This window comes from Evtepia sp. (genome assembly GCF_056797215.1).
Window position 1 is genome coordinate 4,176 of the sequence record NZ_JBQILM010000025.1, and the last position, 25,943, is coordinate 30,118.

Below are 25,943 nucleotides of genomic sequence, written 5' to 3' on the forward strand. Positions count from 1 at the left end.
CCCCACGCTTTCGTATTGCAAATTATGCTTCTCTCATGCGAGCAAAACACTCGCTGCAGTATACGGGGCGGTCAGACTTGGGCTCGAAGGGAACCCGTGCCTCGTTGCCGCAGGAAGCGCAGACTGCGGTGAAGTACTCGCGGGGACCACGGGACGCGGCCTTGCGGGCGTCGCGGCAGGTCTTGCAGCGCTGGGGCTCGTTCTGGAAGCCTCTCTCTGCATAGAACTCCTGCTCACCAGCGGTGAACACAAACTCATTTCCACACTCTTTGCATACTAAGGTCTTGTCTTCGTACATGCTTATAATCCTCTCTTTGACTTGATGGCCCTGCTTGGGTCCGATAAAATATGCGATCAGCTTTCGCTGTAACCGCCGCGGGAAAGATACTGTGCAATCTTGCGCCGGATGCGCTGCACAGCGTTGTCCACCGACTTTGTGGACCTTGATACCTCTTTGGCAATCTCAGAATAGGAAGACCCACTGAGATACAGCGCAAGGACCTGAGCTTCCAGGTCTGTCAGGCGGCTTTGGATGGCTGCCTCTAACGCACTGAGATCCTCTTGATGGATCACAACATCCTCTGGGTTTTCCTGTCTGCGGTATGCCATGCCAAGGGGAGCCAAATCCTGGTTCGCCAAAAAGAGGGCTGGTTCCAAGGATACTCCGCTGTTGAGCGGCCAGTGCCTGCCGCCTGCGGCAGTGCGCACTGCGGAGATGATCCGGCGGCGGATGCACAGCGCGGCAAAGGTACGAAAGCCGGCACCCCGATCCACCTGAAATTCCCGGATTGCTGTGAGCAAGCCCACCATGCCCTCTTGGAGCAAGTCCTCGCTGTCCCCCCCTGCCAAAAAGAAGGGGCGGGCGCAGGCACGAACCAAGCGGACGTGCCGGAGTACTAAGGTCTCTTCCGCGCTCCGGTCGCCCTTTGCGGCTTGGGCACAGAGCTGCTCATCTGTCATACTGTTGTTGGTAACATACGCAGTATCCATATTTTTTCAACTCTGATTATAGAGGAATTCTCTGTAGAAGTCAAGGGAATTATCAAGTTTATACGAAATTTTCTGAAAAAAACTTGCCTTTTGTGTAACTTTTTCCGCCAACTTCACATTTTCTTCCATCCGAAATCCTCATATCGCCTTGTTTTCAACTACAATTGTAACTGCTCCTGCCCTTGAAAGGGTAGGCCCAGGTGGGCATACGCCTGGGGCGTCACACAGCGGCCCCTGGGGGTCCGGGTGAGGAAGCCCATCTGCATCAAGTAGGGCTCGTAGACATCCTCTAGGGTCACAGACTCCTCCCCTACCGTAGCCGCTAGGGTCTCCAAACCCACAGGGCCGCCCCCGTAGTGGGTGATGATGCTGCGGAGCATCCGCCGGTCCACCTCGTCCAATCCCAGGTGGTCCACCTCTAGGGCAGTGAGGGCTTGGTCCGCCACCCCCTGGGTGATGACACCCCCAGCCCGGACCTGGGCAAAATCCCGCACCCGGCGCAGCAGGCGGTTGGCGATGCGGGGAGTACCCCTGGCCCGGCGGGCGATCTCCGCCGCCCCGGCCTCCTCAATGGGGACATTCAGAATACCGGCGCTTCGGGTGATGATCTGGGTCAACTCCTCAGGGCTGTACAGCTCCAAGCGCAGGATCACACCGAAACGGTCCCGCAGGGGGGCCGAGAGCTGCCCCGCCCGGGTGGTGGCCCCAATGAGGGTGAATTTAGGCAAATCCAGCCGGATGGAATTGGCCGAGGGGCCCTTGCCAATGATAATGTCAATGGCATAGTCCTCCATGGCTGGATATAAGATCTCCTCCACAGCCCGGTTGAGCCGGTGAATCTCGTCCACAAAGAGGATATCGTTTTCATTCAAATTGGTCAACAGCGCGGCCAAATCCCCCGGCTTCTCAATGGCAGGGCCGGAGGTGATGCGGATATTGACGGCCATCTCGTTTGCAATGATACCCGAGAGGGTGGTTTTCCCCAGGCCTGGGGGGCCGTGGAGGAGCACATGGTCCAAGGGCTCCTGGCGGAGCTTGGCCGCGTCGATGAAAATGGACAAATTCTCCTTGGCCTTCCTTTGGCCAATGTATTCCTGCAAGCTCTTAGGGCGCAAGCTTCCCTCCGCCCCGTCCTCTTGCAGGAGAGCAGTGGTCACCAGAGGGGTCTGGCTCTCTTCCTGGGAAAAGTCGATACTCATCAGGCCTGCCCCCTCACTTCATCATCCGGCGCAGGGCCTGGCGGACGATCTCTTCCAGGGAGAGGGCCTCCAAATCCATACCCTTCAAGGCCACACTGATTTCCCCGGGCCCATAGCCCAGCACAGCCAGGGCGGCGGAGGCCTCCGAGGCCTTGTCCTGGGGGATCACCGTAACGGCAACGCCCCCCTGCTCCCCTTCTGTGGGCAGTTGGCCCTTGGCCAGCTTGTCTTTCAGCTCCAAAATGATCCGCTGGGCAATTTTCTTTCCGATGCCCTGGGCCACGGTGAGGGCCTTCTCGTTGCCGGTGATGATGGCGGTGGCTAGGCCCTCCGGCGTGGTGGACGAGAGGATGGACAGGGCCGCCTTGGGGCCTACCCCAGAGATGCCGATGAGCATTTGAAAGCAGCTTCGCTCATTGTCCGTGGCAAAGCCGAACAGCTCCATGGCGTCCTCCCGGACATTTAGGTAGGTATAGAGCTTGGCCTCCTCCCCCACCTTCAGGTAGGAGAGGGTATAGCTGGTGGTATGACAGGCAAAGCCCACCCCGCCGCAGTCCAAAACTGCCAGGTTGGGTGCCAAATGCCCCACGGTCCCTTTCAGGTAGTAAAACACAGGTGAGCCGGCCTCCTTCTCCTCTAGTGTAGTCCCGCCAAGCGGGAGGTATTTGAACGGGCATGGCACAGGGCAATGGCCACCGCGTCCGCCGCGTCGTCGGGCTTGGGGACGGCAGGGAGATGGAGCAGACGCTTGGTCATGTCCATCACCTGCCGTTTTTCCGCCTTGCCGTAGCCCACCACCGCCTGCTTCACCTGGGAGGGGGTGTATTCATAGATCCCCACCCCCAGCCGGGCGGCGGCGGCCAGGATCACACCACGGGCCTGGGCCACGCCGATGCCGGTGGTGACATTGGTATTAAAAAATAGTTCTTCTATGGCCATGACATCTGGGGAGAACTCCCGGATTAAAGTCTCCATATCTTCCTGAATCTGAACCAATCGCTGGGGCATGGGGACCCCCGCCGGGGTGTTGATGGCCCCGCAGCGCAGCAGACGGGCCTGCCCCTGGACCGCGTCCAGGATGCCAAAGCCCACAATGGCGTAGCCGGGGTCAATGCCCAAAATGCGCATCAGCCCTTCAGCCGCGCTTCCAGCCCTTCCAGCTCCTGGATCAGGGCCTGGGGCAGCTTACCACCAAACTGTTCGTAGAAATTGTGAATGCCGGCAGCTTCCTCCTGCCAACGTACCCGGTCCACGGTGAGCAGCTTTTGCAAGGTCTCCCGGTCTACGTCCACGCCCTCTAGGTTCACATCCTCGGGCTTGGGCAGATAGCCAATCTCGGTCTCCTGGGCATCCACTTCGTCAAAGCAGCGCTTCAAAATCCACTCCAATACCCGCAGGTTTTCCCCAAAGCCGGGCCAGATGAAGTTGCCCTGGTCGTCGGTCTGGAACCAGTTCACGTTGAAAATCTTTGGCGGGTTGGGCACGGTCTTTTCCATGTCCAGCCAGTGCTGCCAATAGTCGGCCATATGGTAGCCGCAGAAGGGCAGCATGGCCATGGGGTCCCGGCGGGTCTCACCCACAGTGCCCTCCGCCGCGGCGGTCTTTTCCGAGCCCATGATGGAGCCCATAAACACCCCGTGCTGCCAGCTCCGGGACTGGTACACCAGAGGCACCGTCTTGGCCCGGCGGCCGCCAAAGATCATGGCAGAGATGGGCACTCCCTGGGGGTTGTTGAATTCCCGGGAAATACAGGGGCAGTTCTCTGCCGGGGCAGTGAAGCGGGAGTTGGGGTGGGCAGCGGGACCCTGGGCGGTCTCTGGACTCCAAGGGTTGCCCATCCAGTCCAAGGCATTGTGGGGAGGATTCTTGTCCAGCTTCTCCCACCACACGGTGTCGTCGTCCCGGTTCAGGGCTACGTTGGTGAAGATGGTCCCCCTCTGGGTGGTGGCCAAGGCGTTGGGGTTGGACTGGGCGTTGGTGCCCGGAGCCACGCCGAAGAAGCCCTTCTCCGGGTTCACCGCCCACAGGCGGCCGTCAGGACCGGGGCGCAGCCAGGCGATGTCGTCTCCCACGCACCAGCATTTCCAACCGTTCTTGCGATAGCCCTCCGGGGGAATCAGCATAGCCAGGTTAGTCTTGCCGCAGGCAGAGGGGAACGCACCGGTGATGTAACGCACCTCTCCCTGGGGATTCTCCACCCCCAGGATGAGCATGTGCTCTGCCAGCCAACCCTCTTGCCGGCCCAGGTTGGAGGCGATGCGCAGGGCAAAGCATTTTTTCCCTTGGAGCACGTTGCCGCCATAGCCGGAGTTGATGGACATAATGGCGTTGTCCTCCGGGAACTGCACGATGTACCGCTCCTCCGGGTCCAGGGTCCCCTTGGAGTGGAGGCCCTTGATGAACTGTTCATCCAGGTGCCCCATAACCTGCTCCCCCACCCGGGTCATGATGGCCATGTTCAGCACTACATAAATAGAGTCGGTGAGCTCGATGCCATACTTGGCAAAGGGAGACCCCACCACACCCATGCAGTAGGGGATCACATACATGGTCCGGCCCTTCATGGCGCCATCGTACAGCTTTTCCAGCTTGGCGTACATCTCCGCCGGGGCCATCCAGTTGTTGGTGGGGCCGGCGTCCTCCTGCCGCTCACAGCAGATAAAGGTGCGGCTCTCCACCCGGGCCACGTCGGTGGGGTCGGAGCGGTGGAGGTAGCAGCCGGGGAGCTTCTCCTCGTTGAGCTTGTAAAGCTCGCCGCTGGCGCAGGCCTCTTGGCGCAGGGCCTCCAACTGGGCCTCGCTGCCGTCGATCCAAACCACCTGGCTGGGCTTGGTAAGCTGCACTTGTGCGTCGATCCAATCCAGCACAGTCCGATTCTTTGTCAGTTCCATTCAAACGCCCTCCTTCGAGCAGTTCCGAAGTCTTTCTCCCATTATAAGCCCATGCAACTTTTTATGCAAGCGGCTTCTGTCCCGATTCAAGGATTTGGTCGATTTTTCCGGATAATTCCGCGAAACCCTCAAAGCTCAGGCGTTCCCCACGAATGTTTTCCGTCAAATCGCAGGCGAGGAGCGCCTCGCGCAGGGCTTCCTTTTCCAACTGCTGGCCGAAATTGGCATAGAGGGCGTTGAGAAGGGTCTTGCGCCGCTGGCTGAAAGCGGCCCGGACTACCCGGAAAAACAGGGCTGGATTTGCCACTTCCACCGGCGGTGCGGGGCGCACCTCCATACGGATCACCGAGGAGGTCACTTTAGGGGCAGGATAGAAGCAATCCGGGGGCACATCGTAGAGCAGCGTGCTCTCCGCGTAAAACTGGCACAGGAGGGTAAAGGCCCCAAACTCCGCTGTCCCCGGCTGGGCACAAATCCGCTGGGCCACCTCCCGTTGAATCATCACCGTTACCGCCTGGAAGCAGCGGCTCTCCAATAGAGCGGTGAGCACGGGGGTGGTGATATTATAGGGCAGGTTGGCGCAAACCACCACCGGCATATTGGGAAAGTGCTCCTGGCAGAGGGCATGCAGGTCCAACTTCAAAATGTCCCCTGGCACCACGGTCACATTGCCCAACCCCGCCAAGGTCTCCTCCAACACCGGCAGGAGGCTGCGGTCCAGTTCCACCGCCACCACCTTCTCCCCCCGCCGGGCCAACTGCTGGGTAAGGGGGCCGATACCGGGGCCGATCTCCAACACCCCCACTCCTGGGGCCGCGCCGCTCTCTGCCGCTGTCTCCTGGGGCACCCAGGGGGCAATCAAAAAATTCTGGCCCATACTTTTGGAAAAACGGAAGCCGTGGCGGTCCAGCAGCGCCTTGATCTCCCTCCAGTCACATAGTTCCATGGTCTCGGTCCTCTCTGGCAGGCCACCCCTGCCGCTCATCTTGTATCCTTATCTTATCACAGGGCAGGGGCAAGCGCAAGAGAGAAGGGCAGTGCATAGACTGTAGGAAAAGGAGTGTGATCATCATGCCTAGAATTTACTTATCTCCCTCTACACAGGAATATAATGCCTACGTCAACGTGGGCACCGAAGAGCTGTGGATGAACCGTCTGGCGGATGCCATGGAGCCCTACCTCACCGCCTCGGGCATCCTTTTTAGCCGGAACACCCCGGACATGACCGCAGGGTCCTCCATCAAGGCCTCCAACCAGGGCAACTATGACCTGCACCTAGCCCTCCACAGCAACGCCTCTGGGGCGGAGCAGGCGGGGCAAAACCGGGGTATTATCATCTTTTACTTTCCCGGCAGCAACCGGGGCATGGCTGCGGCGGAATTTTTGGAGGAGGGCTTAAAGGTCATTTACCCCCTGCCCAATCTGGTGCGCACCCAGGGCACCACCACCTTGGGAGAGGTCCGCCTAACCCGGGCCCCCTCGGTGCTTCTGGAACTGGGCTTTCATGACAACGAGGCGGACGCGGATTGGATCATCAACCACATCGACCAGATGGCCCGCACCATCGTCCTGGCTCTCACGGAGTTCTTCTCCATCCCCTTCTTCACCTCCACCAACCCTGTACCAGGGGTGGTGCAACTGGAAGGGGGTTCCTTGAACGTTTACGCCCAGCCGGGCACTGGAACCAACATCGTGGCCCAGCTCTACGACGGCGCTGAAGTGGTCGTTCTCAACGAATACAACGGCTGGTATTTGATTCGATTTGGGGACCAGGTGGGCTATGCCGCAGAGGAGTTCATTGAACTGCAATAACGTTCACAATTTGTTCACCCAAAGTTAGTAAATTATCCACTTCTCCTTTGGGGCGCTATGGTATCCTAATAGCGTAGTCAAAAGCCAATCATAAAAAATCCTCTCTTTTCTTTTCTCTCTCTTCCTAATGATACACAAGGAATTGGCGGGTACCTTCGGGTACCCGCCAATTCTTATTGCGTCAAAAAGGGCTTCACTTTTTTATATACCGCATAAAAACCGCCGGACGCGTTTGCGTCCGGCGGTTGACTCTCACGATGCTTACAGGTGCCGGCCTTTTTCGGCCTTAATCCTGCCAAACATTTGGAACATATAGAATATCAACGCAAGAAGGTAGGGCAAACCAAAATACGTCAACGTGCCGCGGGTGCAGGAGAAGTCCTGTGTCAAGCACAACATACCGACGATAAAGGTAAAGCCGCAGCAAATCATCACTGAAATGGTGCGGATCCCCGTCAGGGCCTGGTAACCAAGCATCCGTTCGCCGCCAAGTTTTTTCTTGGCATAGGCGCTCATAAGCATGAGGATGGCAATACTGGCAGCGCAGTAAATCAACAGCTCAACTATGATAACATCTGAGGTCGCAACTTCTAACAGGATATCGCTTTCTTCTTGCATGGTAAACTCCTTTTATGCGTGAGAATGAATGATGGTGCAGTTCAAACGAGCGCTACAATTAAGCCTTGTGCTCACCGAACACGCCTGTTTCCAGCTCAGCCTCAGACAAGCCCTTGCGCTGGCCACCAGAGACCAGGAAGAACACGATGCCGATGACCATCCAGATGATGAACATCTTCACAGCCATGTCGCCTACATAGAAGGGGCTGACGGGGATGAATGCGCACACCAGGATGACCGTCATCAAGATGGCAGCGAACAGGCCCATGGCCATGCCGCCGGGGATCTTGTAGGGGCGCTCCATCTCGGGATGGTTCTTCCGCAGCAGCACCAGGGACCAAGCAGTGAGGGTCCAGGACAGCATGAAAGCTGCGGCAGAGAAGGTGGTCAGCGGGTCGATCATGTTGGCGCCCACGAAGGGACCAGCCAGGGACAGAACCAGGCAGACGATCTGGCCGTTGACAGCAACACCGTTGGCATTCTGCTTGGCGAACAGCTTGGGGATCAGACGGCCACGGGCCATCGCCATGAGCAGGTTGGCGGAAGCGGTGAAGAAGCCGTTCCAGGTGGTGAACAGACCGGCAATAGCGCCGATGGTCAGAACCCAGTACAGAACAGTGCCCGCAGTGCCGGGGAACAGCAGGGGGAACATGGAAGCGGCAGCGGGGCGAGCCAGATGTGCAAACTCCTGCCACTTATAGCCATAGCCGAAGCAGAACAGCAGCACGGCATAGAAGATACAAGCCATGGACACGGAGATAACAACGGTCTTACCAACGCCCTTCAGGTCACCGCCAGCGTCCTCAACGCCCTGGGGAATGGTCTCAAAACCAGCCAGGAAGAACGCAGCCTGGGACACGATGGCGAAGCAACCGCCAAACATGGACTTATGGGAGACGGACTTCAGGCCATCCGCAGTGCCATAGATGGTGGGATCGGAAACATCATAGATGGGCTTGAGGTTGTCGGGATTGCCGCCGACGAGGGCTGCAACGGCGCCCACGATGGCGCAGCCGATGAGGAAGATGCACAGCACCTTCTGCAGCAGCGCAGCGGAGGCCAGGCCTCTCATGTTGATGGCGAAGATTACAATGGAGCAAACCACGCCGATGATGATGGTGGACAGATAGACATCAGAGCCCAACACAACGTACAGGGGGTTGCCTTCCTTCAGGCTGGGGATCAGATAGCCCAGCACGTCGGTGATCTGGATGGCTTCCCAGGGGATGATGAACACGAAAGCGCCAAATGCGGCCCAGCCGGAGATAAGGGCGACTTTCTCGTTAAACGCCTTAAAGGCGAATGCCATACCGCCGCCGGCGACAGGCATCATAGGAACCAATTCGCAGTAGCACAGTGCCACGGGGACCATCATGATCAGGCACAGCAGGTAACCGATACCGGCGGGCACGGGGCCGCCGCAGTTGGTCATCCAGCCGTTGATAGACACGGCCCAGCCGACACCAACGATAGCGCCAAAGCCAATGCAGAAAAAGTCAATAGCGCTTACGCCTTTTTTCTCTCCCTGATTACTCATAAAAAAATACCTCGTTTCTTAAAGCTATATGCTCGTCAGAGACCACAAGCATATCACGCGGCTTCCAAACTGGTGGACGGCTCACTTCCCAACCAGCTGGAATCTTCTTTCCTTTCCAGCGCACCCTTCCATGTCTTCCTTCACGGACGATACACTGAAAACCGGGTTGCGTTTTTCACGCAATGTACTTTTCTCTCTACCGTTTGGGGTCACTGCATCTCTCCCTTCCAATACTTGCTTGAGCCAACACTCCCGATCCGCTTTTGGTTGTTTTGCAAACAAAGCGAACGTTTTGAGTGGCTACAGTATATCACACTGTATAGAAAAAATAAAGGGAAAATTTGATTTTTTAGCAAAATTATCAGACGAACGCTCTTTTCTCTAGTTTTTGCGCCCTTTTCCTTCATTTTTTCTCTTTTTTGTCTGGATTCTTTGCATCGAAATCTGTCAAATTTTGCAAGAGCGCCGCCCGCTCATTGGCCAAGCTCCCCACCAGCACTGCCGTCAAGAGCCGGTCCAGCGCCGCGCCAATGGCCCTTCCTTCCAGCCCTAAGGCCATCAGATCCCGGCCGTTCACCGCCAAGTCCCGCAGCGTCAGGCAGGGGGCCTCTTGGAGCAGCTTCCGGGCCTGGGCCTCTATCCCGTCCAATGCCTCCACCCTGCCCCGGTAGGCCGGAGCCAGAGCCAAGCTGTCCGCCCGTTGAAGGGCCAGGAGGGCGAAAAAGTCCTCCTCCCCCAGCCGGTTCAGCCAGCGGCGCAAAAGCTTCTCCTCCACCGGGCTGTCGTGGTAACGGATCAGCTTCACCACCCGTTCCCGGAGCTTGTTGGGGCAGCGCAGCCGCCTTAGGGCCGTCTCTGCCAGGGCAGCGCTCTCCCGGGCGTGGCCGTAAAAATGCCCCTGGCCATCCTCCCCCAGGGAAAAGCAGGCAGGTTTCCCACAGTCGTGGAACAGCGCCGCCAGGCGCAGGGCAAGCTGGGGCGGGGTATGGTCCACCGCCACAGCGGTGTGGGTGAGCAGGTCATAGCAGTGGTGGACGTTTCGCTGGTCCAAGCCCACCATGGGCAACAGCTCCGGCAGCACCACCCCCAGCAGGTCCGGGTAGTCCAGCAGGACCCCTTTGGCTCCCTGTCCCACCAGCAGTTTTCCCAGCTCTCCCGCCACCCGCTCGGCGGACAGCCCCACAAGCAACCCCTTTTGCCGCCGGGCCGCCGCCAGGGTCTCCCCCTCTATGGCAAAGCCCAAGGTGGCAGAGAAGCGCAGGGCCCGGAGGATGCGCAGGGCATCCTCTTGAAAGCGCCGGTCTGGCTCCCCCACGCAGCGCAGGAGCCCCTTTTTTAGGTCCCCCTGGCCGCCGTAAAAGTCCTGCAAGCCCCGCCCAGGGGCATAGGCCATGGCGTTGACGGTGAAGTCCCGCCGGGCCGCGTCCTCCCGCAAGCTGTGGGTAAAGCGGAGCTGGTCCGGGTGGCGGGCGTCGGCGGAGCCGCTTTCCACCCGGTAGGTGGTGATCTCCAAGGGCATCCCCTCCACCAGCACCGTCACGGTGCCATGCCGGAGGCCCGTTTCCACGATTCGATGGCCCGCAAACACGTCCTTGACCTCCTCCGGCCGGGCGGCGGTACACAGGTCGAAGTCCTCGGGGGTACGGCCCAGAAGGAGGTCCCGAACACAGCCCCCCACAATCCAGGCCTCATAGCCCGCCCCTTGGAGGATGCCCAGGGCCGTTTCCGCCTGGGGCGCCAGCGGCAGCTTCATGGCCGCACCTCCCTGGCCGGATGGAAAAAGACCCCTACACAGGTCCCCTTGCCCAGCTGGCTGTCCAGGAGCACCTTGGCATTGTGGCAGGCGGCGGCATGCTTGACAATAGACAGCCCCAGGCCCGTGCCGCCGATCTCCTTGGAGTGGCTCTTATCCACCCGGTAGAAGCGTTCAAATACCCGCTCGGTCTCCTCCGGGGCAATGCCGATGCCGGTGTCCTCCACGTAGAGGGCTACCCGCTTCCCCTCCTGGGTCACGGTGACCTCCACCTTGCCCTGGTCCTTATTATACTTCACCGCGTTGTCACAGAGGTTATAGACGATTTCCCGCAAAATCTTCTCCGAGCCCTCCACGAACTGGCTCTGGCCGGAGAGGGTCATGTGAATCCCCCGCTGGCGGGCGGGCTCAGACAGGGCGGCAATGGCCTCCTCGCACAGGCGGTACAGGTCCACCCGCACCATCTCCTCCCGGGGCGGGGCCCCCTCGTCCAGGCGGGAGAGGTTCAAAATATCCTCCACCAGGGTGATAAGCCGCTGGGCCTCCTCATAGATCTTCCCGGCAAAGGGGCCCACGTCCTCGCTCTTGACCAACCCCTCCCGGATGATCTCCGCATAGCCGGAGATGGAGGTCAGGGGTGTTTTCAGCTCATGGGACACGTTGGCGGTGAAATCCCGGCGCACCCTATCCTGATGCTCATAGGCCCGACGCAGCCGCTCCTTCTCCCGCTGGATGCGCAATTCCCCCAAGCGCTCCGCCGTGGAGGGGCGGCCATCGGGGGCGCGGCCCCGTCCTCTGACCCACACAGCCCCTAGAAGGAATCCACTCCCCAGGAGCAGCAGCCCCCTTCCCTTCTTTCCCATGTTCTTCGCCTCCCTGGAATTTTCTTTGATTATACCCCACGGTGGCGAAAAATGGAAGGGGAAACACCGCCGTGGCACAGGGTGCCAATATTGGGCACAGCCCCTCCTTACACATTTCTTCTGTAAGGAGGGGCTGTATTGTTTGTTTCAGCTGGGCTTACTCCGCCTCGATGATCTTGATCTGGTCGGCTTTCAGGCCGGTCTGTTCCATGACGATCTCCCCGATGCGGGCAGCGTCGGCATCGGTCATACCGTTGGCCAGGGCGGAGACCACCACGCTGATGCTGTCCTCCCCCAGGAAGGCCACGCAGTCGGCATAGCCCTTGGCGGTGATGAGGTTTTCAATCTGGGCCTCGGTGACGGTATAGCCCGCCATGGTCTGGATGGCAGCGTTGGCCTCGTCGATGGAGGACTGGTCCGCTTTCTCATCCCCGGCCGCCTCTTGGAGCAGGGAGAGGGCATTGTCCCGGGCCTGCTGGCGGTTGAGGCGGGCGGTGGAGAAGTAAGTACCGGAGGGCGTGGAACCGTCCTGGGTGGCGGCATCCTCCCCGCCAGCGTTATCCTTGGTCGCCTGGCCATCCTGGGTGCCCAGAAGGGAATCGCTGCCCACCAAGGTGGCCTCCCCTAAATTCTTCCCTGCCTGGGTGTCCTGGGCATAGCTCCAATTCAGGTAGACGGCGCCGCAGACGAACAGGACGATGGCTGCCGCGATGGCATTACGTTTCCAGAGTTTCATAGAAAATTCCTCACTTTCCTTTACTGATCGAGATCTTATCGCTCCCCAGACCGGTGAGCGCCGCCGTGGCTTCGGTGAGCTTCAGGCGGACCTCCGGGTCGTTCCCCCCAGGGCAGACCAGAACTGCGCCCTGGAACTTGGGGAACATCTCCTGGACGGTGACGGTCTCCTGCTGGCTGCTGCCCTTGGAGAGCACCACCGTTTCGGTGCGGGTGCTGTCCTCCCCCGCGTCCTTGTCCTCGGCCAGGCGCTTCTGGGGGCCGTTTTGGACGGTAAGCATCACGCTCACCTCCCCCGCGCCTTCGATCCGGGACAGGACCTGGGACAGGCGCGCCTCCGTGGCCGCCAGGTCGAAGGCCCAGCTCTCCTCTTGGCTTTCCTGCCGCTCTCCCCCCTCTCCCCCAGTGGGAAGGAGCAGGAGGAACACCCCCGCCAGGATCACCAGCCACACCAGCCGGTACCTTCCCATGGATGCTTTGACTTTGGCCCATTGGCTCAGACGTTCTCTCCCGTTCATGGCGATCCCTCATTGCTGTAAAGCTGCGCTTCCCGTGGCAGGCCCAGCTCCTTTTCCAGATAGGCTGACAGTGCTTCCTTCTGGGCCCCTGTGAGGGCCCCGGATACCGTCACCCGTTCTGGCACCGGGATGCCGTCCTCCCCCAGGCGGCACTTCACAGCGGCCCCGCAGGTGGCCCCCAGCTGGGCCGCTTTGTCCACAATATATGAGGCAAGCTCCTGTTCTATGCCCGTTTTCAGGGCCTGACTGCTCTCCTCCACCAAGGCCTCCTGGCGGATGCTCCCCGCTGGCAGGCTGTTCACCAGGTCATAGAGGTCGTCATAGTCCAGCCGCACCAGGGGCTGGACCAGACCCAGGATGAGGATCAGGCCCCCGGTGAGCCGCCCCACCTTTTTCACGCTGCCCTCTGGCATCAGGGCTTCCGCCACAGCAATGACCATGGCGGAGACCGTGACGCTGAGCAGCCAGGTCCGTATGATGGTCATGGATGTATCCCTCCTATCCCGCCACCGTGGACACGGCGGAGATCATCGCCACAATGAGCAGCACGGCACAGGAGCCTGTCATGGCCAAGATCAGGCCGAAGGCTGTGCTGAGCTGGTCGATGAGCCCCGTCACCCGTCCGTCCCCGGAGGCGGTGGCCGCCAGGGCAGCGGTACACTTATAAAGTAAGTAGTGCAGACCCAGGTTCAAAAAGGGAGCCATGCAGATCCCCAACACCGCCAGCATCCCAAACACCCCCGCCGCGTTGCGCAGGATAGAGGCCCCCGCCAGCAGGGTTTCCGCCGTGTCGGAGATCACCCCGCCCACCACGGGGACCATGTTGGAGATGGTAAACTTGGCCGCCTTCACCGTAGCCGCGTCCGCCCCCCCGGAGATCACCCCGGAGAGGTTCAGATAGCCGATGAACACCAGCAGCACCGCTGAGAGGATCACGGTGATCAGCCATTTCAACAGGCCCCCCACCCGCTTCAAGCCCTCGTTGCCCAGGGCTGCCCAGGCCACCCCTGCCGCCACATAGGCGTAACACAGGGGGATCAACAGCCGCCGGATCAGCCGGATGAGGAAGTCGGAGAAGAGGATGGTAATGCCGTACTTCACCCCAGCCGCCGCCGGGGTCCCGCTGGCCGCCGTGGCCATGGACACCGCCGGGAACAGCACGTCCCCCAGGCCCTCCATGCTGCTGATGGCCTCCTCCCCCATGGTCAGCAGGGAGTGGACATCCCCCACGGCAATGGTGGTGATGGAGAGGATCGCCACCAGGGTGGTGAGCCTCATGGGGTCCCCACCGCTGCCTGTGGCCATGCCCTCTGCCAGGCCGCACAGGAGGGTGACCACCAGCAGCAGCACACAGCTTCGCACAGTGCTCTTGCCCACCTCGCCCAGGGCATCCAGCCCCCGCTGGCCGATGGTTTTCAAAATGCCCTGGACATCCAAGTCCTGGCCAATCTCCACCTGACCGGTGAAGTCCTCCCCCACCCGTTCCAGCTCGTCCATACCGTAGGACTCCGCCTGCTGCTGGGATAGTGCCGCCTCATCCAGGGCCCGTCCCATGGGGGCCAGGAGCAGCAGCGCCAGCAGGAGCAGAACCAGGGCCCGTCCTACAGCAGTTGGAGGATGAGTTGCAGGACCATTTTCAACAGGGGCAGGGCCACCAGCACCGCCGCGGCGCTGCCGGCTACCTCTAAGAAAGCCGCAATGCTCCCCTCTCCTGCGTCCCGGCACAGGCTCCCCGCCAGACGGGTCACCACCGCCAGCCCCACCGTTTGCAGCAGGGGGCGCAGGACCGTGGGGGAGATATCTGCCAGCTGGGCCAGCTCCTGGACCACATCCCATATTGTCTCCAACAGCGGCAGGGTGTTCCAAAGCAAGAGCACGCAGGCCGCCAGGGCCAAAACGGCAGCAATCTCTGGCGACTTCTGCCGCACCACCACCCCACACAAGGCCGCCGCCACCCCCGCCGCAGCGAATGCGATCATATCCATACTTCATCACAATCCAAATAGGGTCTTGACCAGGTCGAAGAGATCACTGATCTTCTGCACCACCATCATCAGCACCACAATCAAACCGGCTAGGGTGGTCATGGTGGCCTGTTCCTCCCGGCCGGAGCGGGTGAGCACTTGGTTCAGCACCGACACCAGGATGCCCACCGCCGCTATTTTGAAGATCAGATCTATGTCCATTCCCGTGACCCTTCCTTTCCTTTGGGGAACGCTCGTCCCCTGTCTTCCGTTCCCCTCACTCTATGCGCCCCCGCCGCCGGATATGCCTTTCTCACAGGAGGATGACGCAAAACAGCCCCGCCGTCACCCCCAGGGCAGTGTAGACCCGGAACAGTCGCTTCTCCTCGTCCCGGGCCTCCTGGGCCTGGTCCTCCAAGCGGACCAGAAGCCCCGCCAGGGCCCTGCGCTGGTCCTCCCCATCGTAGCGGCCCAAAATCTGCCCCGCCTCCGACAGGATGCGCCGGTCCTCCTCTTTTAGGGGGAGGACCACCGTTTCCAACCCAGTGCGCCAGCTCTCCGCCCAGCTCTCCCCGCCGCTGTGAGCAAACGCCTCCCGGCAGGCGGCAAATAGCTGGGAGGCCTCCCCCCGGCTCTCCCGCTGGGCCTGGTCCAGAAGGCCTCCCAAGGGACGCAGGGAGAAGGATAGCTCCCGCCCCAAGGCCTCCAAGGCCCGACGCAGCTCAAAAAGGCAGGCAGTGCGCCGTTTCAACCCGAAGCCACGCCCCAGGCCCAGGGCTGTGCAGCCCAGAAAAAGGAGCAGTTTTCCCAGAGCCGCCGTCATAGCGTCTCCCTCCCGTCGGTCACCTGGTAGCGACGCCGTCCCCCCTCCTGGGAGATAAACACGAAGCGGCGGAACACGCCTTGGTCCAGCAAGTCCCGGTAGAGGGGGCGCAAACGCAACTCCTGAAAACTCCCCCCGTGGGCGGTAGCCAGCAAGGTCACCCCACAGCCGGCGGCCTCCTGGATGGCCCTGACATCCTCCGGGGCGGTGATCTCATCCACCGCCAGCACCTGAGGTGCCATCCCCCGCAGGAGCATCATAGTCCCCATAGCCTTGGGGCAGTTTTCCAACACGTCGGTACGGGGGCCCAGGCCGCGCCGCAGAGCGCCCGCCCCCAGCTCTCCCCGCTCGTCCGCCACTCCCACCCGCTGGGGAGGCACCCCCTCCCCGCTGGAAACCCGTCCTATGAGGTCCCGGAGCAAGGTGGTCTTTCCAAGCCCCGGTGGGGAGAGCAGGAGGGTACTGCATAGCCGTCCCTCTTCCAGCAGCTTGGGCAATAACGGCACCGACACCCCCGGCATAGCGTGGGGCAGCCGCAGAGCCAGGGAGGTAATATGGCGGAAGGACAGCAGTGCGCCATCCTTCATGGCCCCCTCCCCACAAATCCCAATGCGCAGGCCCCCGGCGGCGGTGACATAGCCGCTGCGGAGTTGGTCTAAGATGGTATGGACAGAGCCCTGTCCCGCCATCTCCAACACCCGGCGCAAGTCCTCCTCGGTCAGCAGCCTGTCCCGCCAGGGGGGATGGGTGTATTCCTCCCCCGCTTCCACGACGGAGATGGGAAACCCCTCCCGTAGGCGTAGCTCCTCGATCCGCCGCCCTTTGGGCAGTTGGGCCACCGCCTCCCGCAGGAAACGGGGCAGGGTACGCAGCAAATCCTCCATGGTATCACCTCTGCCCCATTCTATGAGAGGCTGTCCCCCAAATATGTGCCAAGGCCAAGGAGAAAAAATTTTTGTGGGAGTTCCCCCGCCTGTTGCAGCTGCACCCCTCTCCCGCCCCAGCTTGTGTTATACTGGAAGCAAGAAACAATCACTTTGCGGATTGGAACAGGAGATGACAAGAATGAAACCAAAAATCAAACTCACCCTGGTAGAACAAAAAGGAGACCATAGCTGCCACCATGGTCACCAAGTTGGAGATGTCTTTTCCTTCGACGGCGGCCGGGACAAGCTCTGCCCTATGGCCATGCACGTGGCCTTTCCCTACATTGATATCCTCCGCTACGGCGGTACGCCCCCCACCGCCTCCGATGGGACTGTCAAGTTCTGCTGCCCGGACAGCGATGTGATCAATGTGTTTCGCATTGAGGTAGAGGGATGATTGCCAAGGCGGCTCATGCGCAAGACCCTCTGAGAAACCTTGAGAAATCAGAAATCCGCTGTGCATCCTCGCACAGCGGATTTCTTCGTTCTATTTTTACTTATTATCGCCAAGCAGTTGTTTTAGTGATAATAACCAAGGAACCATTTTTTGTAAGAAACGGCGTGGTCGAAGCCACGCCGTTTTTTACATCTCTGAAAAGGATGATTAGAAGTACATATACTTGTTGGCTTCCTTACGCAGCTCGGCGCGGAAATCGGGGTGAGCGACAGAGATGAGGTTCTCCACGCGCTGCTTCACGGTACGCTGACGCAGCTTAGCGATACCATACTCGGTGATGACCATGTCGGTGAGGTTACGGGACACGGACACGATGGAGCCGGGATCCAGGATGGGGGCGATACGGGAGACGGTGCCCTTCTTGGCAGTGGAGATCTGGCACAGCATGGCACGGCCGCCGCGGGAGTGATATGCACCGTAAGCATAGTCGGTAGCGCCGCCGGTGCCGGACCACTGGATGTGGGCAATGGCCTCAGCAGCCACCTGGCCGGTCAGGTCGATCTGCAGGGCAGCATTCACGGAAACCATGTTGTCCTGCTGGCGGATGATGTCGGGGTCGTTGGTGTAACGGCCGCGGCGCATCATGACACGGGGATGGTTGTTCAGATACTCATAGGTGAAGTTGTCGGCGATGATGAAAGCGCCCACGGACCAACCCTTGTCCAGGTTCTTATAGCGGTTGGTGACGACACCGTTCTTGATCATACGGGCCATGGAAGCGCCGATCTGCTCGGTGTGGATGCCCAGGTCGTGGCGGTTCATCAGCTCAAAGCCGATGGCGTTGGGGATGCCGCCGAAGCCCAGCTGGATGCAGTCGCCGTCGTGGATCATGGAAGCGGCATACTGTGCGATGGTCTTCTCAGCCTCACCGATGGGGGGATCCTGCAGCTCGTACAGGGACAGGTCGGACTCAATGATCACGTCGGCCATAGCCACGGGCACGGCGCAGTCACCGGACAGGTGGGGGATCTTGGGGTTGACCTCGAAGATGATCTTGTCGGCGGAGTAGAAGGACTCCATTTCCCACTGCAGGTCGCAGGAGATGCAGCAGTAGCCGTGCTCATCCATGGGGGACACGCCAACGACAACCACGTTGGGGCGCAGGGCACGGTGCAGCTCCTGGCCATAGTTGTGCAGGTGGACAGGGAAGTAAGTGCTCATGCCAGAGGGATGGATCTTGCGGAAGTTGCCGTCATAGAAGAAGGTCTGATGATGGAACTTGTCCTTGTAGTCCGGGTTGCTGTGGATCTCATACTCGGGGCCCCAGCGATCCACGCAGGACCACAGCTCCACGGGATGCTCGGGGTCGATGCGGTCAGCGATCCGGTGCAGGTTCCGCAGGAACAGGCGGGGCTCGCAAGCGTGAATGGACCACACGATGCAGTCGCCGCTCTCAATAAGGTTGATGGCATCATCGACAGTACCCAGTCTGCTTTTGTAGATTTCCTCATGGGTCATGTCGCCGGTGGCATTGTTCAGGTACTCCTCATGCTTCTTGTGCTTTTTGAGCATGGCATCGGGGATAAACCGCTCATAGTTTTCGTAATGCTCATACATAAGATGGTGTCCTCCTGTCTTTTCTTTCTTGGTACAATAGTCTGTGCCGCGCACAACTTTACATGTCCATTTTAACGTATCTGAATTGACAAGTCAACACGATTAAGATGTACAAGGATAACGAAAAAAACGTCCATCTTTTGTGGTTTTTCACTTCTCCGCGCCCATTGTATCCGTTTTTATCTTGACATATCTGCCCACCCCTTCCCTTTTTCTCTGACTTCTGCTACAATCAGCGGGGAAAAACCCAGGGCTTTACCCGGTTTTCCCATCAAACTTATTTTTAATGTGAATATTAGGAGGAGCTATTGTATGCTGCAAGCTGGACTATCCCACGAGATTACCTTTTCCGTCACCCCGGAGCTCAGCGCCAAAGCCGTAGGCAGCGGCACCTTAGAAGTATTGGCCACCCCCATCATGATCGCCCGGATGGAGCAGGCCGCTTGGATGGCCGTAGCCCCCGCCTTAGAGGCAGACAGCGGGACAGTGGGGACACTGATGAACGTCAAGCACCTGAGCCCCACCCCTCTGGGCATGTCCGTCACCTGCCGGGCTGAGCTGGTGGCGGTAGACAACCGCCGGCTGGTCTTCCAGGTCACCGCCCGGGATGCCCAGGGCACCGTGGGCGAGGGCGTCCACGAAAGGGCTATCATCCAAAACGAACGATTCCTCGCCAAGGCCCAGAAGAAACTCACCCCCTAACAGCAGCCATTTGGGGGAACCCCCACCTTTCCCCCTTCTATTTTTGTAACTATTTTTTTCGCCAGTTTTCCCCCGTTCCAGACTTCTTGTGAGCAAATATGGCGGTGAACCACTTATTTTTTCGCACATTTTGTATCTCGGGCTGAAATCCCGTCACAATTTGTCCACAATCTGTTCTTCTTTTTTTCAAAATCATCTTGATTTCTTCTTACAAATGGGTTACAATGTGGTAACATTATCTCTGTAAAACTTTGAAAAACAGGAGACGTGTGGAACTATGAAGAATCGCCTGCCCAGCGCAGTCATCCTGCTTGCGCTTCTGCTGGTGCTGTGTTTACACGCATTCGCAGCAGAGAACGGCAATGATTCCGGAACGCAAACGCTGCTCTCCAGCAACGCTGGATACCTGTTCACCGACCTGCGGGACGAGCTCGACCCGGTATACACCGATATACTCTCCCCTGTGACCTTACAAGTGGCAGCGGTTGGCCTGCAAGCCTCACCGGATATTACAGTCAATGGCACCTCCATTGGTCTGGCCGCTACCAGGACGATGGTAAACGAGGAGACCTACCTCGCTGTCATTCCCGTCCTGCAAGCATTCTGCCCCTCTGTCCAAGTACATTATGCCGACGGCTGCCTCACCGCCTCGGCCCCCACCCTCAGCTTTTCCGCCACCGTGGGCAAAGCCTACTTTATGGTCAACGACCACTACCTCTACGCCCCCAACGACGTCATTGAGCAGGACGGCCAAGTGATGCTCCCCGCCGCCCGTCTGGCCCAGGCCCTGGGCTGTTCCATGACGGGACAAGGCCCGGAAGAGGACATCGTCATGAAGCAGGTAGCCCCTCCCGTGAGCGCCAAGACCTATGAAGAGGAAGCCCTCTACTGGCTCTCCCGGGCGATTTTCTCAGAATCCGGCAACCAGCCCATGAACGGGCGCATTGCCGTGGGCACCGTCATCCTCAACCGGGTGGCCAACGACGCCTTCCCCAACACGGTGAAAGAAGTGGTATTCGCCCCCAACCAGTTCTCCCCTGTGTCCATGGGCACCATTTACCGGGACCCGGACCAGGACAGCATCATCGCCGCCAAGCTCTGCCTGGATGGCGTGCGGGAGGCCGGCGAGAGCTTGTACTTCAACACCACCACCATGTACTCCTGGGCAGACCAGAGCCGGGAATATGTCTGCACCATCGGCGGGCACAAATTCTATCTATAAGAACATACAATTCCATACGAGACGTGCGCAAGCCTCAGGTTCCTGGGGCTTGCGCTTATTTTGTTCCCATACCGCCGGCGTACTCAAACCCTGCACAGTGGTCCACTCGGTCAAAGAGCAGCTGCTCCCCCACCCAAAAACGGCAGCGCAGCCGGGCACACAGGCTCTCGTGGATGGTGCGGCCCATCTCTCCCTCCACAGGAGCCCGCAGGGGCTGCATCTGCCGCTCCAAGACCTCCACCGCCAGACGGTAGCGCCCCTGACGGATCACCGCCCCCCGGTCCCACCAGGCCAAGACCTTCACCCCCCGGTAGGTGGCCAAGCGGTATTCCTGTCCACCGTGGAGCACCGCGCAGATGCAGCCGGTGAAGCGGTACCCCGCCAGGGGGATGGTGGCTACCGCCAGCATCAAGCTCCCCGCCCCCTGCCAACTGCTCTGAGCCCAGAGGTAGCGTTCCGGGAAGGAGCGGCCCCGGTCGCTCTCCACATAGCCTAGGCCCCCGGCGAAGTCCAGGCGGCGGCCATTCAGGCACAGCGTCCCGTCCACTGCATGGCCCATACTGTGGACCCCGTGGACACACTCCATGTTGGGCAAGAAGCGGAAAGGGCCCATGATATCGGAGCGCAAGCCCACGGCAGGGCCGAAGCGCAGCTTGCCCTGGAGGGACAAGTCCCGTGTTTGAATTTGGAGCCAGACCCCCTCCGGCTGAAAGAGGTTCTCCCCCAGGCGCAATTGTGCCCCCTTCTGCTGGAACGCCGCCCCTGGATAGGCAAGCCACCAGGAACGCTCCCGGGAGATCACCTGAAGGGACGCACTGCGGCGGCCCCGGCTGTCTATGTGCAAAGCGGGGATCAGTGCCAGGGCGTCGCCGTCCCTGGTTTGCAGCTTGCAATACCAACCTTTGAAATATCTGTCCCGTGGCTCCATCCTGTCTCCCCCTGTTTCCCCTGGACGGTTGTTTTCTTTCCCTTTAGTGTGCCCACCTGAGCAGCTTTTACACAACCGGGCTTTCATAATTCCACTTCCGCTGCACATACTGTCCCCAGAGGTGATCGTATGCATTCTTTATGGTTGGAGACTTCCCCCAAACTCCCCCGTTTCCCTGCCCTAGACCGGGATAGGGAGACTGAGGTGCTCATCATCGGCGGGGGGATGGCCGGGGTCCTGTGCGCCTATTTCCTCCACCAGGCCGGGGTGGACTATCTGCTCCTGGAAGCGGAGGAAATCGGCAGTGGTGTCACCCAAAACACCACCGCCAAGCTCACATCCCAGCACGGGCTGCTCTATCACAAGCTCACCCGCAGCTATGGGCTGGACGCCGCCCGCCTGTACTTGGAAGCCAACCAGGCCGCCCTGGAACAGTACCGCAGCCTATGCCAGGAGATGGACTGCGACTTCCAGGCCCAGGACGCCTACGTCTACAGCCTGGACCGGCGGGACAAGCTGGAAAAAGAAGTGGACGCCCTTCGAGCCCTGGGCTTCCCGGCGGAGCTTGCCCAGGACCTACCCCTGCCCTTTCCCGTGGCTGGGGCGGTGCGCTTCCCCCACCAGGCCCAATTCCACCCCCTGAAATTCCTGTCCGCCCTGTCCAAAGGCCTGCGTATCCTGGAACACAGCAAGGTACTGGAACTGCGTCCCGGCGCAGCCGCCACCCACCAGGGCGTTGTCCGGGCCAAGAAGATCATCGTCACCACCCATTTCCCCTTTTTGAACAAGCATGGCAGTTATTATTTGAAACTATACCAGCACCGCTCTTACGTCCTGGCCCTTCAAGGGGCCCCGGCCTTTTCAGGGATGTATGTGGACGAGGCCCAAGACGGCCTCTCCTTCCGCCACTGGGGCAAGCTCCTGCTCCTGGGGGGCGGCGGACACCGCACGGGAAAGAAGGGGGGCGGCTGGGCCCAGCTCAGCAGTGTTGCAAAGAGGCACTTCCCCCAGGCCAAGGAGGTCTACCGCTGGGCAGCCCAGGACTGTATGCCCCTGGACCACCTCCCCTATATTGGCCCCTATTCCCGGCGCACCCCGGAACTCTTCGTGGCCACCGGCTTTCAAAAGTGGGGCATGACCACCGCCATGGTGGCCGCCCGGCTCTTGACGGATTTGGTCCAGGGAAAGGACAACCCCTCCGCGGCCCTGTTCTCCCCCTCCCGCTCCATGCTCCACCCCCAGCTGGCCTGCAACGCCCTAGAAGCCTCCGCCAGCCTGCTCACCCCCACCGTCCCCCGCTGCCCCCACCTGGGCTGCGCCCTGAAATACAACCCCCAGGAACACTCCTGGGACTGCCCCTGCCACGGCTCCCGCTTCGCCAAAGACGGCCAGCTCCTAGACGGCCCCGCCACCGGCAATCTGCACCGCTGAGCCCCCAAAGGAAACCACCGGCTGCGGCCCTCCCCGCAGCCGGTATTTTTTTGTCTGTCAAAAAAGCAAGGCCTTCCATCCCTGACAAATTCATAAACTTTTCACAGAAGTGGAACGTATCTGGAACTCTGGTGGAATAGATTGGGAACAGCCCACCGCTATAATAGAAGAGCATCTTTGCAAGCAACAATGAAAATTTTTTATATTGATGGAGGTACTGATTATGTACTTAGAAGCAATTGCTGAGATTATCGCCGAGAGAACTGGCTGTGACGCATCCACCGTAAAGCCCGAAAACACCTTTGCCGAACTGGGCATCGACTCCTTGGACACCGTGGAACTGCTCATGAACCTGGAAGATAAGCTGGGCATTGAGATCGAGCTGGACCGGAAGGTGGAAACCGTGGCTGACTTGGATGCTTTCATCCAGAGCAAGACCCAGGGTTAAGCCATGCTCCACTCCGAACTTTGCGACCTGCTGGGCATCACCTATCCCGTCCTCCAAGGCGGGATGGCTTGGATCGCAGACGGGGTCCTGGCCGCTGCCGTGTCCGATGGCGGCGGCCTTGGCATTATTGCCGCAGGGAACGCCCCCCAGGACTATGTCCGGGAGCAGATCCGCATCGCCCGGGCCCACACCCAAAAACCCATTGGCGTGAACATCATGCTCCTGAGCCCCTACGCCGACGAGGTTGCCCAGGTGGTCATTGAGGAAAAGGTTGAGGTGGTCACCACAGGTGCGGGGAACCCCTCCAAGTATATCAAAGAATGGTTGGCGGCGGGGATCAAGGTCATCCCCGTGGTGGCCTCCGTGGCCATGGCCAAGCTGATGACCCGGCTGGGGGCCACCGCCCTCATCGCCGAGGGCGGCGAGAGCGGCGGCCACGTGGGGGAACTGACCACCATGGTCCTGGTGCCCCAGATCTGCGACGCCACCCCCCTTCCGGTGATCGCCGCCGGGGGCATTGCCGACGGGCGGGGCCTGGCTGCCGCCCTCATGCTTGGGGCCTGCGGTGTGCAGATGGGCACCCGCTTTTTGAGCGCCACCGAGTGCTCCATCCACCCCAGTTATAAGGAAAAGATATTAAAGGCCAACGACCTGTGCACCATGGTCACAGGCAAGCGGCTGGGGCATCCTGTCCGCAGCCTGCGCACCCCCTTCGCCCGGAACTATTCCAAGGCGGAATACGGCGGCGTGGCAGATGAGGAACTAGAAGCCATGGGCACCGGAGCCTTGCAGCTGGCCGTCCAGTCAGGCGACCTAGAAAAAGGCTGTTTCCTCTCCGGGCAGATCGCCGCCTTGGTGAAGAAGGAGCAGCCCGCCGCAGAAATTATCAAGGAGGTCGTGGATGGGGCAGAACCCATCCTCAAGGAAGCAGCAAAATGGGTAAGATAGCGTTTGTTTTCTCCGGCCAGGGGGACCAATACCCTGGCATGGGCAAGGAATTTTGCAAGAACTACCGTTGCGCCGCAGAGGTCTTCCAGATGTGCGACACCCTGCGCAGCGGGACCTCCCAGCAGTGCTTCTACGGGAGTGAAGAGGAGCTGCGGGAGACCAAAAACACCCAGCCCTGCCTGTTCGCCACAGAGCTGGCGGCGGCGGACATCCTGCTTGAGGCCGGAATTCGTCCCGACGCTGTGGCTGGCTTCTCCCTAGGTGAGGTGGTGGCCGCCACCGTGGCGGGGCTGTTCGACCGGCAGACCGGCTTCCAACTGGTCTGCCGCCGGGGGGAGCTGATGCAGGCAGCGGCAGAGCAGCAGGACACCGCCATGGCGGCGGTGGTGAAGCTGACGCCGGAACAGGTCACGGCGCTGTGCGCAAGCTTTGACCAGGTGTACCCCGTGAACTTCAACTGCCCTGGGCAGATTTCCGTCTCCGGCCTCAGCAGCCAAATGCCAGCTTTCTCCGCCGCGGTGAAGGAAGCCGGGGGACGGGCCCTGCCCCTGAAGGTCAAGGGCGCATTCCACTCCCCCTTCATGGAAGAGGCCGCCAAGGCCTTTGGGGATGTGCTGGACCAAGTCCAGTTCCAGCCCGCCACCATCCCCCTGTACTCCGACCGCACCGCCCAGCCCTACACCCAGGACGCCGCCGGTCTGCTCTCAAGCCAGATCTGCAACCCGGTGCAGTGGGAAACCCTGGTGCGTAACCTCATCGCCAGCGGTGTGGATACCTTTATTGAAATTGGCCCCGGCAAGACCCTCACCAACATGATCCGTAAGATCGACGCCGGGGTAAAGACCTACTGCGTGGCAGAACTCCCCGTAGTCTTAGAGGAGGTGGCCCCATGCTAAAGGGAAAAACCGCCGTAGTCACTGGGGGCAGCCGGGGCATTGGCGCGGCCATTGCCAAAAAACTGGCGTCTATGGGGGCCGACGTGGCCATTCTGTACGCCGGGAACCAGCAGGCCGCCGAGAGCGTCTGCCAGGAAATTGCAGATACTTACGGACAGCGGGCCGTCAGCTACCGTTGCGACGTAGCCGGCTTTGCCGACGTGAAGGATACGGTGGCAAAGATCAAGGCCGACTTTGGCGGGGCCCAGATTTTGGTGAACAATGCGGGCATCGTCCGGGACGGCCTGGTGGCTATGATGAAGGAAGCGGACTACGACGCCGTCCTGGACACCAACCTGAAGGGCGCCTTTCACATGATCCGCCACATGGTCCCCCTCTTTCTCCGGGCCCGGGAGGGCAGCATCGTCAATGTCACCTCTGTGGCAGGCTTGATCGGCAACCCAGGCCAGTGCAACTACGCCGCCTCCAAGGCCGGCCTGGTGGGGCTGACCAAATCTGTGGCCAAGGAATTGGCTCCCAAGGGCATCCGCTGCAACGCCGTGGCCCCCGGCTTTATCCAGACAGATATGACTGAAGACCAGGCCGAAAGCCCCCTGCTCTCCATGATCCCACTGGGACAGATGGGGCAGCCTGAGGACATTGCCGAGGCGGTGGCCTATCTGCTCACCGCCAAGTATGTCACCGGCGAGGTGCTCCGGGTAGACGGCGGCATCGCCATGTGACAC

At 60.2% G+C, this 25,943-nt stretch carries 30 protein-coding genes; 9 read left to right on the forward strand and 21 right to left on the reverse strand.

Annotated features, from left to right (window positions below):
- Positions 1–22: 22 nt before the first annotated feature.
- The 7 genes from ACTOZL_RS06885 to rsmA all read right to left on the reverse strand — a co-directional run bounded on the left by ACTOZL_RS06885 (position 23) and on the right by rsmA (position 6,026).
- Entirely contained in the window at positions 23–298 is a 276-nt protein-coding gene (locus ACTOZL_RS06885; protein WP_482477475.1) for a zinc-ribbon domain containing protein, read from the reverse strand.
- A 56-nt stretch (positions 299–354) separates the two neighbouring features.
- A complete protein-coding gene (locus ACTOZL_RS06890; RefSeq protein WP_482477477.1) occupies positions 355–990 on the reverse strand; it encodes a sigma-70 family RNA polymerase sigma factor in 636 nt (211 codons plus the stop codon).
- Positions 991–1,148: 158 nt separating this feature from the next.
- Positions 1,149–2,189 (reverse strand): Holliday junction branch migration DNA helicase RuvB, encoded by a 1,041-nt coding sequence (ruvB, locus tag ACTOZL_RS06895; protein ID WP_482477478.1) that lies wholly within the window; start codon positions 2,187–2,189, stop codon positions 1,149–1,151.
- A 13-nt stretch (positions 2,190–2,202) separates the two neighbouring features.
- Positions 2,203–2,802 (reverse strand): Holliday junction branch migration protein RuvA, encoded by a 600-nt coding sequence (ruvA, locus tag ACTOZL_RS06900; RefSeq protein WP_482477480.1) that lies wholly within the window; start codon positions 2,800–2,802, stop codon positions 2,203–2,205.
- A 23-nt stretch (positions 2,803–2,825) separates the two neighbouring features.
- Positions 2,826–3,317, reverse strand: coding sequence for a crossover junction endodeoxyribonuclease RuvC (ruvC, locus tag ACTOZL_RS06905; protein WP_482477481.1), 492 nt, complete (start codon positions 3,315–3,317; stop codon positions 2,826–2,828).
- The gene (locus ACTOZL_RS06910) at positions 3,317–5,080 is read right to left on the reverse strand and encodes a phosphoenolpyruvate carboxykinase (GTP) (protein ID WP_482477482.1); all 1,764 of its coding nucleotides are present in this window, start codon (positions 5,078–5,080) and stop codon (positions 3,317–3,319) included. The genes ruvC and ACTOZL_RS06910 overlap by 1 nt, the downstream gene beginning before the upstream one ends.
- A 61-nt stretch (positions 5,081–5,141) precedes the next feature.
- Positions 5,142–6,026, reverse strand: a complete 885-nt coding sequence (gene rsmA, locus ACTOZL_RS06915) for a 16S rRNA (adenine(1518)-N(6)/adenine(1519)-N(6))-dimethyltransferase RsmA (protein ID WP_482477483.1) — start codon at positions 6,024–6,026, stop codon at positions 5,142–5,144.
- Between the two features lie 125 nt (positions 6,027–6,151).
- On the opposite strand from rsmA, the gene ACTOZL_RS06920 reads away from it, so the two are divergent.
- On the forward strand, positions 6,152–6,892 hold the full coding sequence (locus tag ACTOZL_RS06920; protein ID WP_482477484.1) for an N-acetylmuramoyl-L-alanine amidase: 741 nt from the start codon (positions 6,152–6,154) through the stop codon (positions 6,890–6,892).
- Between the two features lie 261 nt (positions 6,893–7,153).
- Here the strand turns inward: ACTOZL_RS06920 and ACTOZL_RS06925 are convergent, their stop codons facing one another.
- From ACTOZL_RS06925 to ACTOZL_RS06980, 12 genes are all read right to left on the reverse strand, one after another.
- Positions 7,154–7,510 (reverse strand): hypothetical protein, encoded by a 357-nt coding sequence (locus tag ACTOZL_RS06925; RefSeq protein WP_482477485.1) that lies wholly within the window; start codon positions 7,508–7,510, stop codon positions 7,154–7,156.
- Between the two features lie 58 nt (positions 7,511–7,568).
- Positions 7,569–9,047, reverse strand: coding sequence for an APC family permease (locus ACTOZL_RS06930; protein ID WP_482477487.1), 1,479 nt, complete (start codon positions 9,045–9,047; stop codon positions 7,569–7,571).
- Between the two features lie 403 nt (positions 9,048–9,450).
- On the reverse strand, positions 9,451–10,800 hold the full coding sequence (locus tag ACTOZL_RS06935; RefSeq protein ID WP_482477488.1) for a CCA tRNA nucleotidyltransferase: 1,350 nt from the start codon (positions 10,798–10,800) through the stop codon (positions 9,451–9,453).
- On the reverse strand, positions 10,797–11,663 hold the full coding sequence (locus ACTOZL_RS06940; RefSeq protein ID WP_482477490.1) for a sensor histidine kinase: 867 nt from the start codon (positions 11,661–11,663) through the stop codon (positions 10,797–10,799). The genes ACTOZL_RS06935 and ACTOZL_RS06940 overlap by 4 nt, the downstream gene beginning before the upstream one ends.
- A 157-nt stretch (positions 11,664–11,820) precedes the next feature.
- Positions 11,821–12,399 (reverse strand): SpoIIIAH-like family protein, encoded by a 579-nt coding sequence (locus ACTOZL_RS06945; RefSeq protein WP_482477491.1) that lies wholly within the window; start codon positions 12,397–12,399, stop codon positions 11,821–11,823.
- Positions 12,400–12,409: 10 nt separating this feature from the next.
- On the reverse strand, positions 12,410–12,916 hold the full coding sequence (locus ACTOZL_RS06950; RefSeq protein WP_482477493.1) for a stage III sporulation protein AG: 507 nt from the start codon (positions 12,914–12,916) through the stop codon (positions 12,410–12,412).
- A complete protein-coding gene (locus ACTOZL_RS06955; protein WP_482477494.1) occupies positions 12,913–13,401 on the reverse strand; it encodes a stage III sporulation protein AF in 489 nt (162 codons plus the stop codon). The genes ACTOZL_RS06950 and ACTOZL_RS06955 overlap by 4 nt, the downstream gene beginning before the upstream one ends.
- A gap of 13 nt (positions 13,402–13,414) precedes the next feature.
- On the reverse strand, positions 13,415–14,470 hold the full coding sequence (locus ACTOZL_RS06960) for a stage III sporulation protein AE (RefSeq protein WP_482477495.1): 1,056 nt from the start codon (positions 14,468–14,470) through the stop codon (positions 13,415–13,417).
- A 47-nt stretch (positions 14,471–14,517) separates the two neighbouring features.
- Positions 14,518–14,895 (reverse strand): SpoIIIAC/SpoIIIAD family protein, encoded by a 378-nt coding sequence (locus tag ACTOZL_RS06965; RefSeq protein WP_482477497.1) that lies wholly within the window; start codon positions 14,893–14,895, stop codon positions 14,518–14,520.
- Positions 14,896–14,907: 12 nt separating this feature from the next.
- Positions 14,908–15,102: a stage III sporulation protein AC gene (gene spoIIIAC, locus ACTOZL_RS06970; protein ID WP_482477498.1), complete on the reverse strand. Its 195-nt coding sequence runs from the start codon at positions 15,100–15,102 to the stop codon at positions 14,908–14,910.
- 91 nt (positions 15,103–15,193) lie between these two features.
- On the reverse strand, positions 15,194–15,703 hold the full coding sequence (locus ACTOZL_RS06975) for a stage III sporulation protein AB (protein WP_482477499.1): 510 nt from the start codon (positions 15,701–15,703) through the stop codon (positions 15,194–15,196).
- Positions 15,700–16,587 (reverse strand): stage III sporulation protein AB, encoded by an 888-nt coding sequence (locus tag ACTOZL_RS06980; protein WP_482477501.1) that lies wholly within the window; start codon positions 16,585–16,587, stop codon positions 15,700–15,702. The genes ACTOZL_RS06975 and ACTOZL_RS06980 overlap by 4 nt, the downstream gene beginning before the upstream one ends.
- Before the next feature lie 181 nt (positions 16,588–16,768).
- Between ACTOZL_RS06980 and ACTOZL_RS06985 the strand changes: the two genes are divergently transcribed.
- Positions 16,769–17,026, forward strand: coding sequence for a TIGR04076 family protein (locus ACTOZL_RS06985; RefSeq protein WP_482477502.1), 258 nt, complete (start codon positions 16,769–16,771; stop codon positions 17,024–17,026).
- 207 nt (positions 17,027–17,233) lie between these two features.
- Here ACTOZL_RS06985 and ACTOZL_RS06990 read toward each other — a convergent pair whose 3' ends face one another.
- Positions 17,234–18,643 carry an acetyl-CoA hydrolase/transferase family protein gene (locus tag ACTOZL_RS06990; RefSeq protein WP_482477503.1) on the reverse strand — a complete coding sequence of 470 codons (1,410 nt, stop codon included), beginning with the start codon at positions 18,641–18,643 and terminating at the stop codon, positions 17,234–17,236.
- A gap of 312 nt (positions 18,644–18,955) precedes the next feature.
- Here ACTOZL_RS06990 and ACTOZL_RS06995 point away from each other — a divergent pair, with 312 nt between their 5' ends.
- Together ACTOZL_RS06995 and ACTOZL_RS07000 are read left to right on the forward strand one after the other, a co-directional pair.
- Positions 18,956–19,345: a thioesterase family protein gene (locus ACTOZL_RS06995; RefSeq protein WP_482477504.1), complete on the forward strand. Its 390-nt coding sequence runs from the start codon at positions 18,956–18,958 to the stop codon at positions 19,343–19,345.
- A 277-nt stretch (positions 19,346–19,622) separates the two neighbouring features.
- Complete coding sequence (locus tag ACTOZL_RS07000) at positions 19,623–20,567, forward strand: cell wall hydrolase (RefSeq protein ID WP_482477506.1); 945 nt, start codon at positions 19,623–19,625, stop codon at positions 20,565–20,567.
- A gap of 55 nt (positions 20,568–20,622) precedes the next feature.
- Here ACTOZL_RS07000 and ACTOZL_RS07005 read toward each other — a convergent pair whose 3' ends face one another.
- Positions 20,623–21,495: a hypothetical protein gene (locus ACTOZL_RS07005; RefSeq protein WP_482477507.1), complete on the reverse strand. Its 873-nt coding sequence runs from the start codon at positions 21,493–21,495 to the stop codon at positions 20,623–20,625.
- Positions 21,496–21,624: 129 nt separating this feature from the next.
- Here ACTOZL_RS07005 and ACTOZL_RS07010 point away from each other — a divergent pair, with 129 nt between their 5' ends.
- The 5 genes from ACTOZL_RS07010 to ACTOZL_RS07030 all read left to right on the forward strand — a co-directional run bounded on the left by ACTOZL_RS07010 (position 21,625) and on the right by ACTOZL_RS07030 (position 25,940).
- Positions 21,625–22,926, forward strand: coding sequence for an FAD-dependent oxidoreductase (locus ACTOZL_RS07010; protein WP_482477508.1), 1,302 nt, complete (start codon positions 21,625–21,627; stop codon positions 22,924–22,926).
- Between the two features lie 223 nt (positions 22,927–23,149).
- Positions 23,150–23,374: an acyl carrier protein gene (locus ACTOZL_RS07015; protein ID WP_482477510.1), complete on the forward strand. Its 225-nt coding sequence runs from the start codon at positions 23,150–23,152 to the stop codon at positions 23,372–23,374.
- Between the two features lie 3 nt (positions 23,375–23,377).
- Positions 23,378–24,322, forward strand: coding sequence for an enoyl-[acyl-carrier-protein] reductase FabK (gene fabK / locus ACTOZL_RS07020; RefSeq protein ID WP_482477512.1), 945 nt, complete (start codon positions 23,378–23,380; stop codon positions 24,320–24,322).
- A complete protein-coding gene (gene fabD / locus ACTOZL_RS07025; RefSeq protein ID WP_482477513.1) occupies positions 24,310–25,218 on the forward strand; it encodes an ACP S-malonyltransferase in 909 nt (302 codons plus the stop codon). The genes fabK and fabD overlap by 13 nt, the downstream gene beginning before the upstream one ends.
- The gene (locus ACTOZL_RS07030) at positions 25,212–25,940 is read left to right on the forward strand and encodes a 3-oxoacyl-ACP reductase family protein (RefSeq protein WP_482477514.1); all 729 of its coding nucleotides are present in this window, start codon (positions 25,212–25,214) and stop codon (positions 25,938–25,940) included. Before fabD ends, ACTOZL_RS07030 begins: the two co-directional genes overlap by 7 nt.
- The last annotated feature ends 3 nt before the right edge of the window (positions 25,941–25,943 follow it).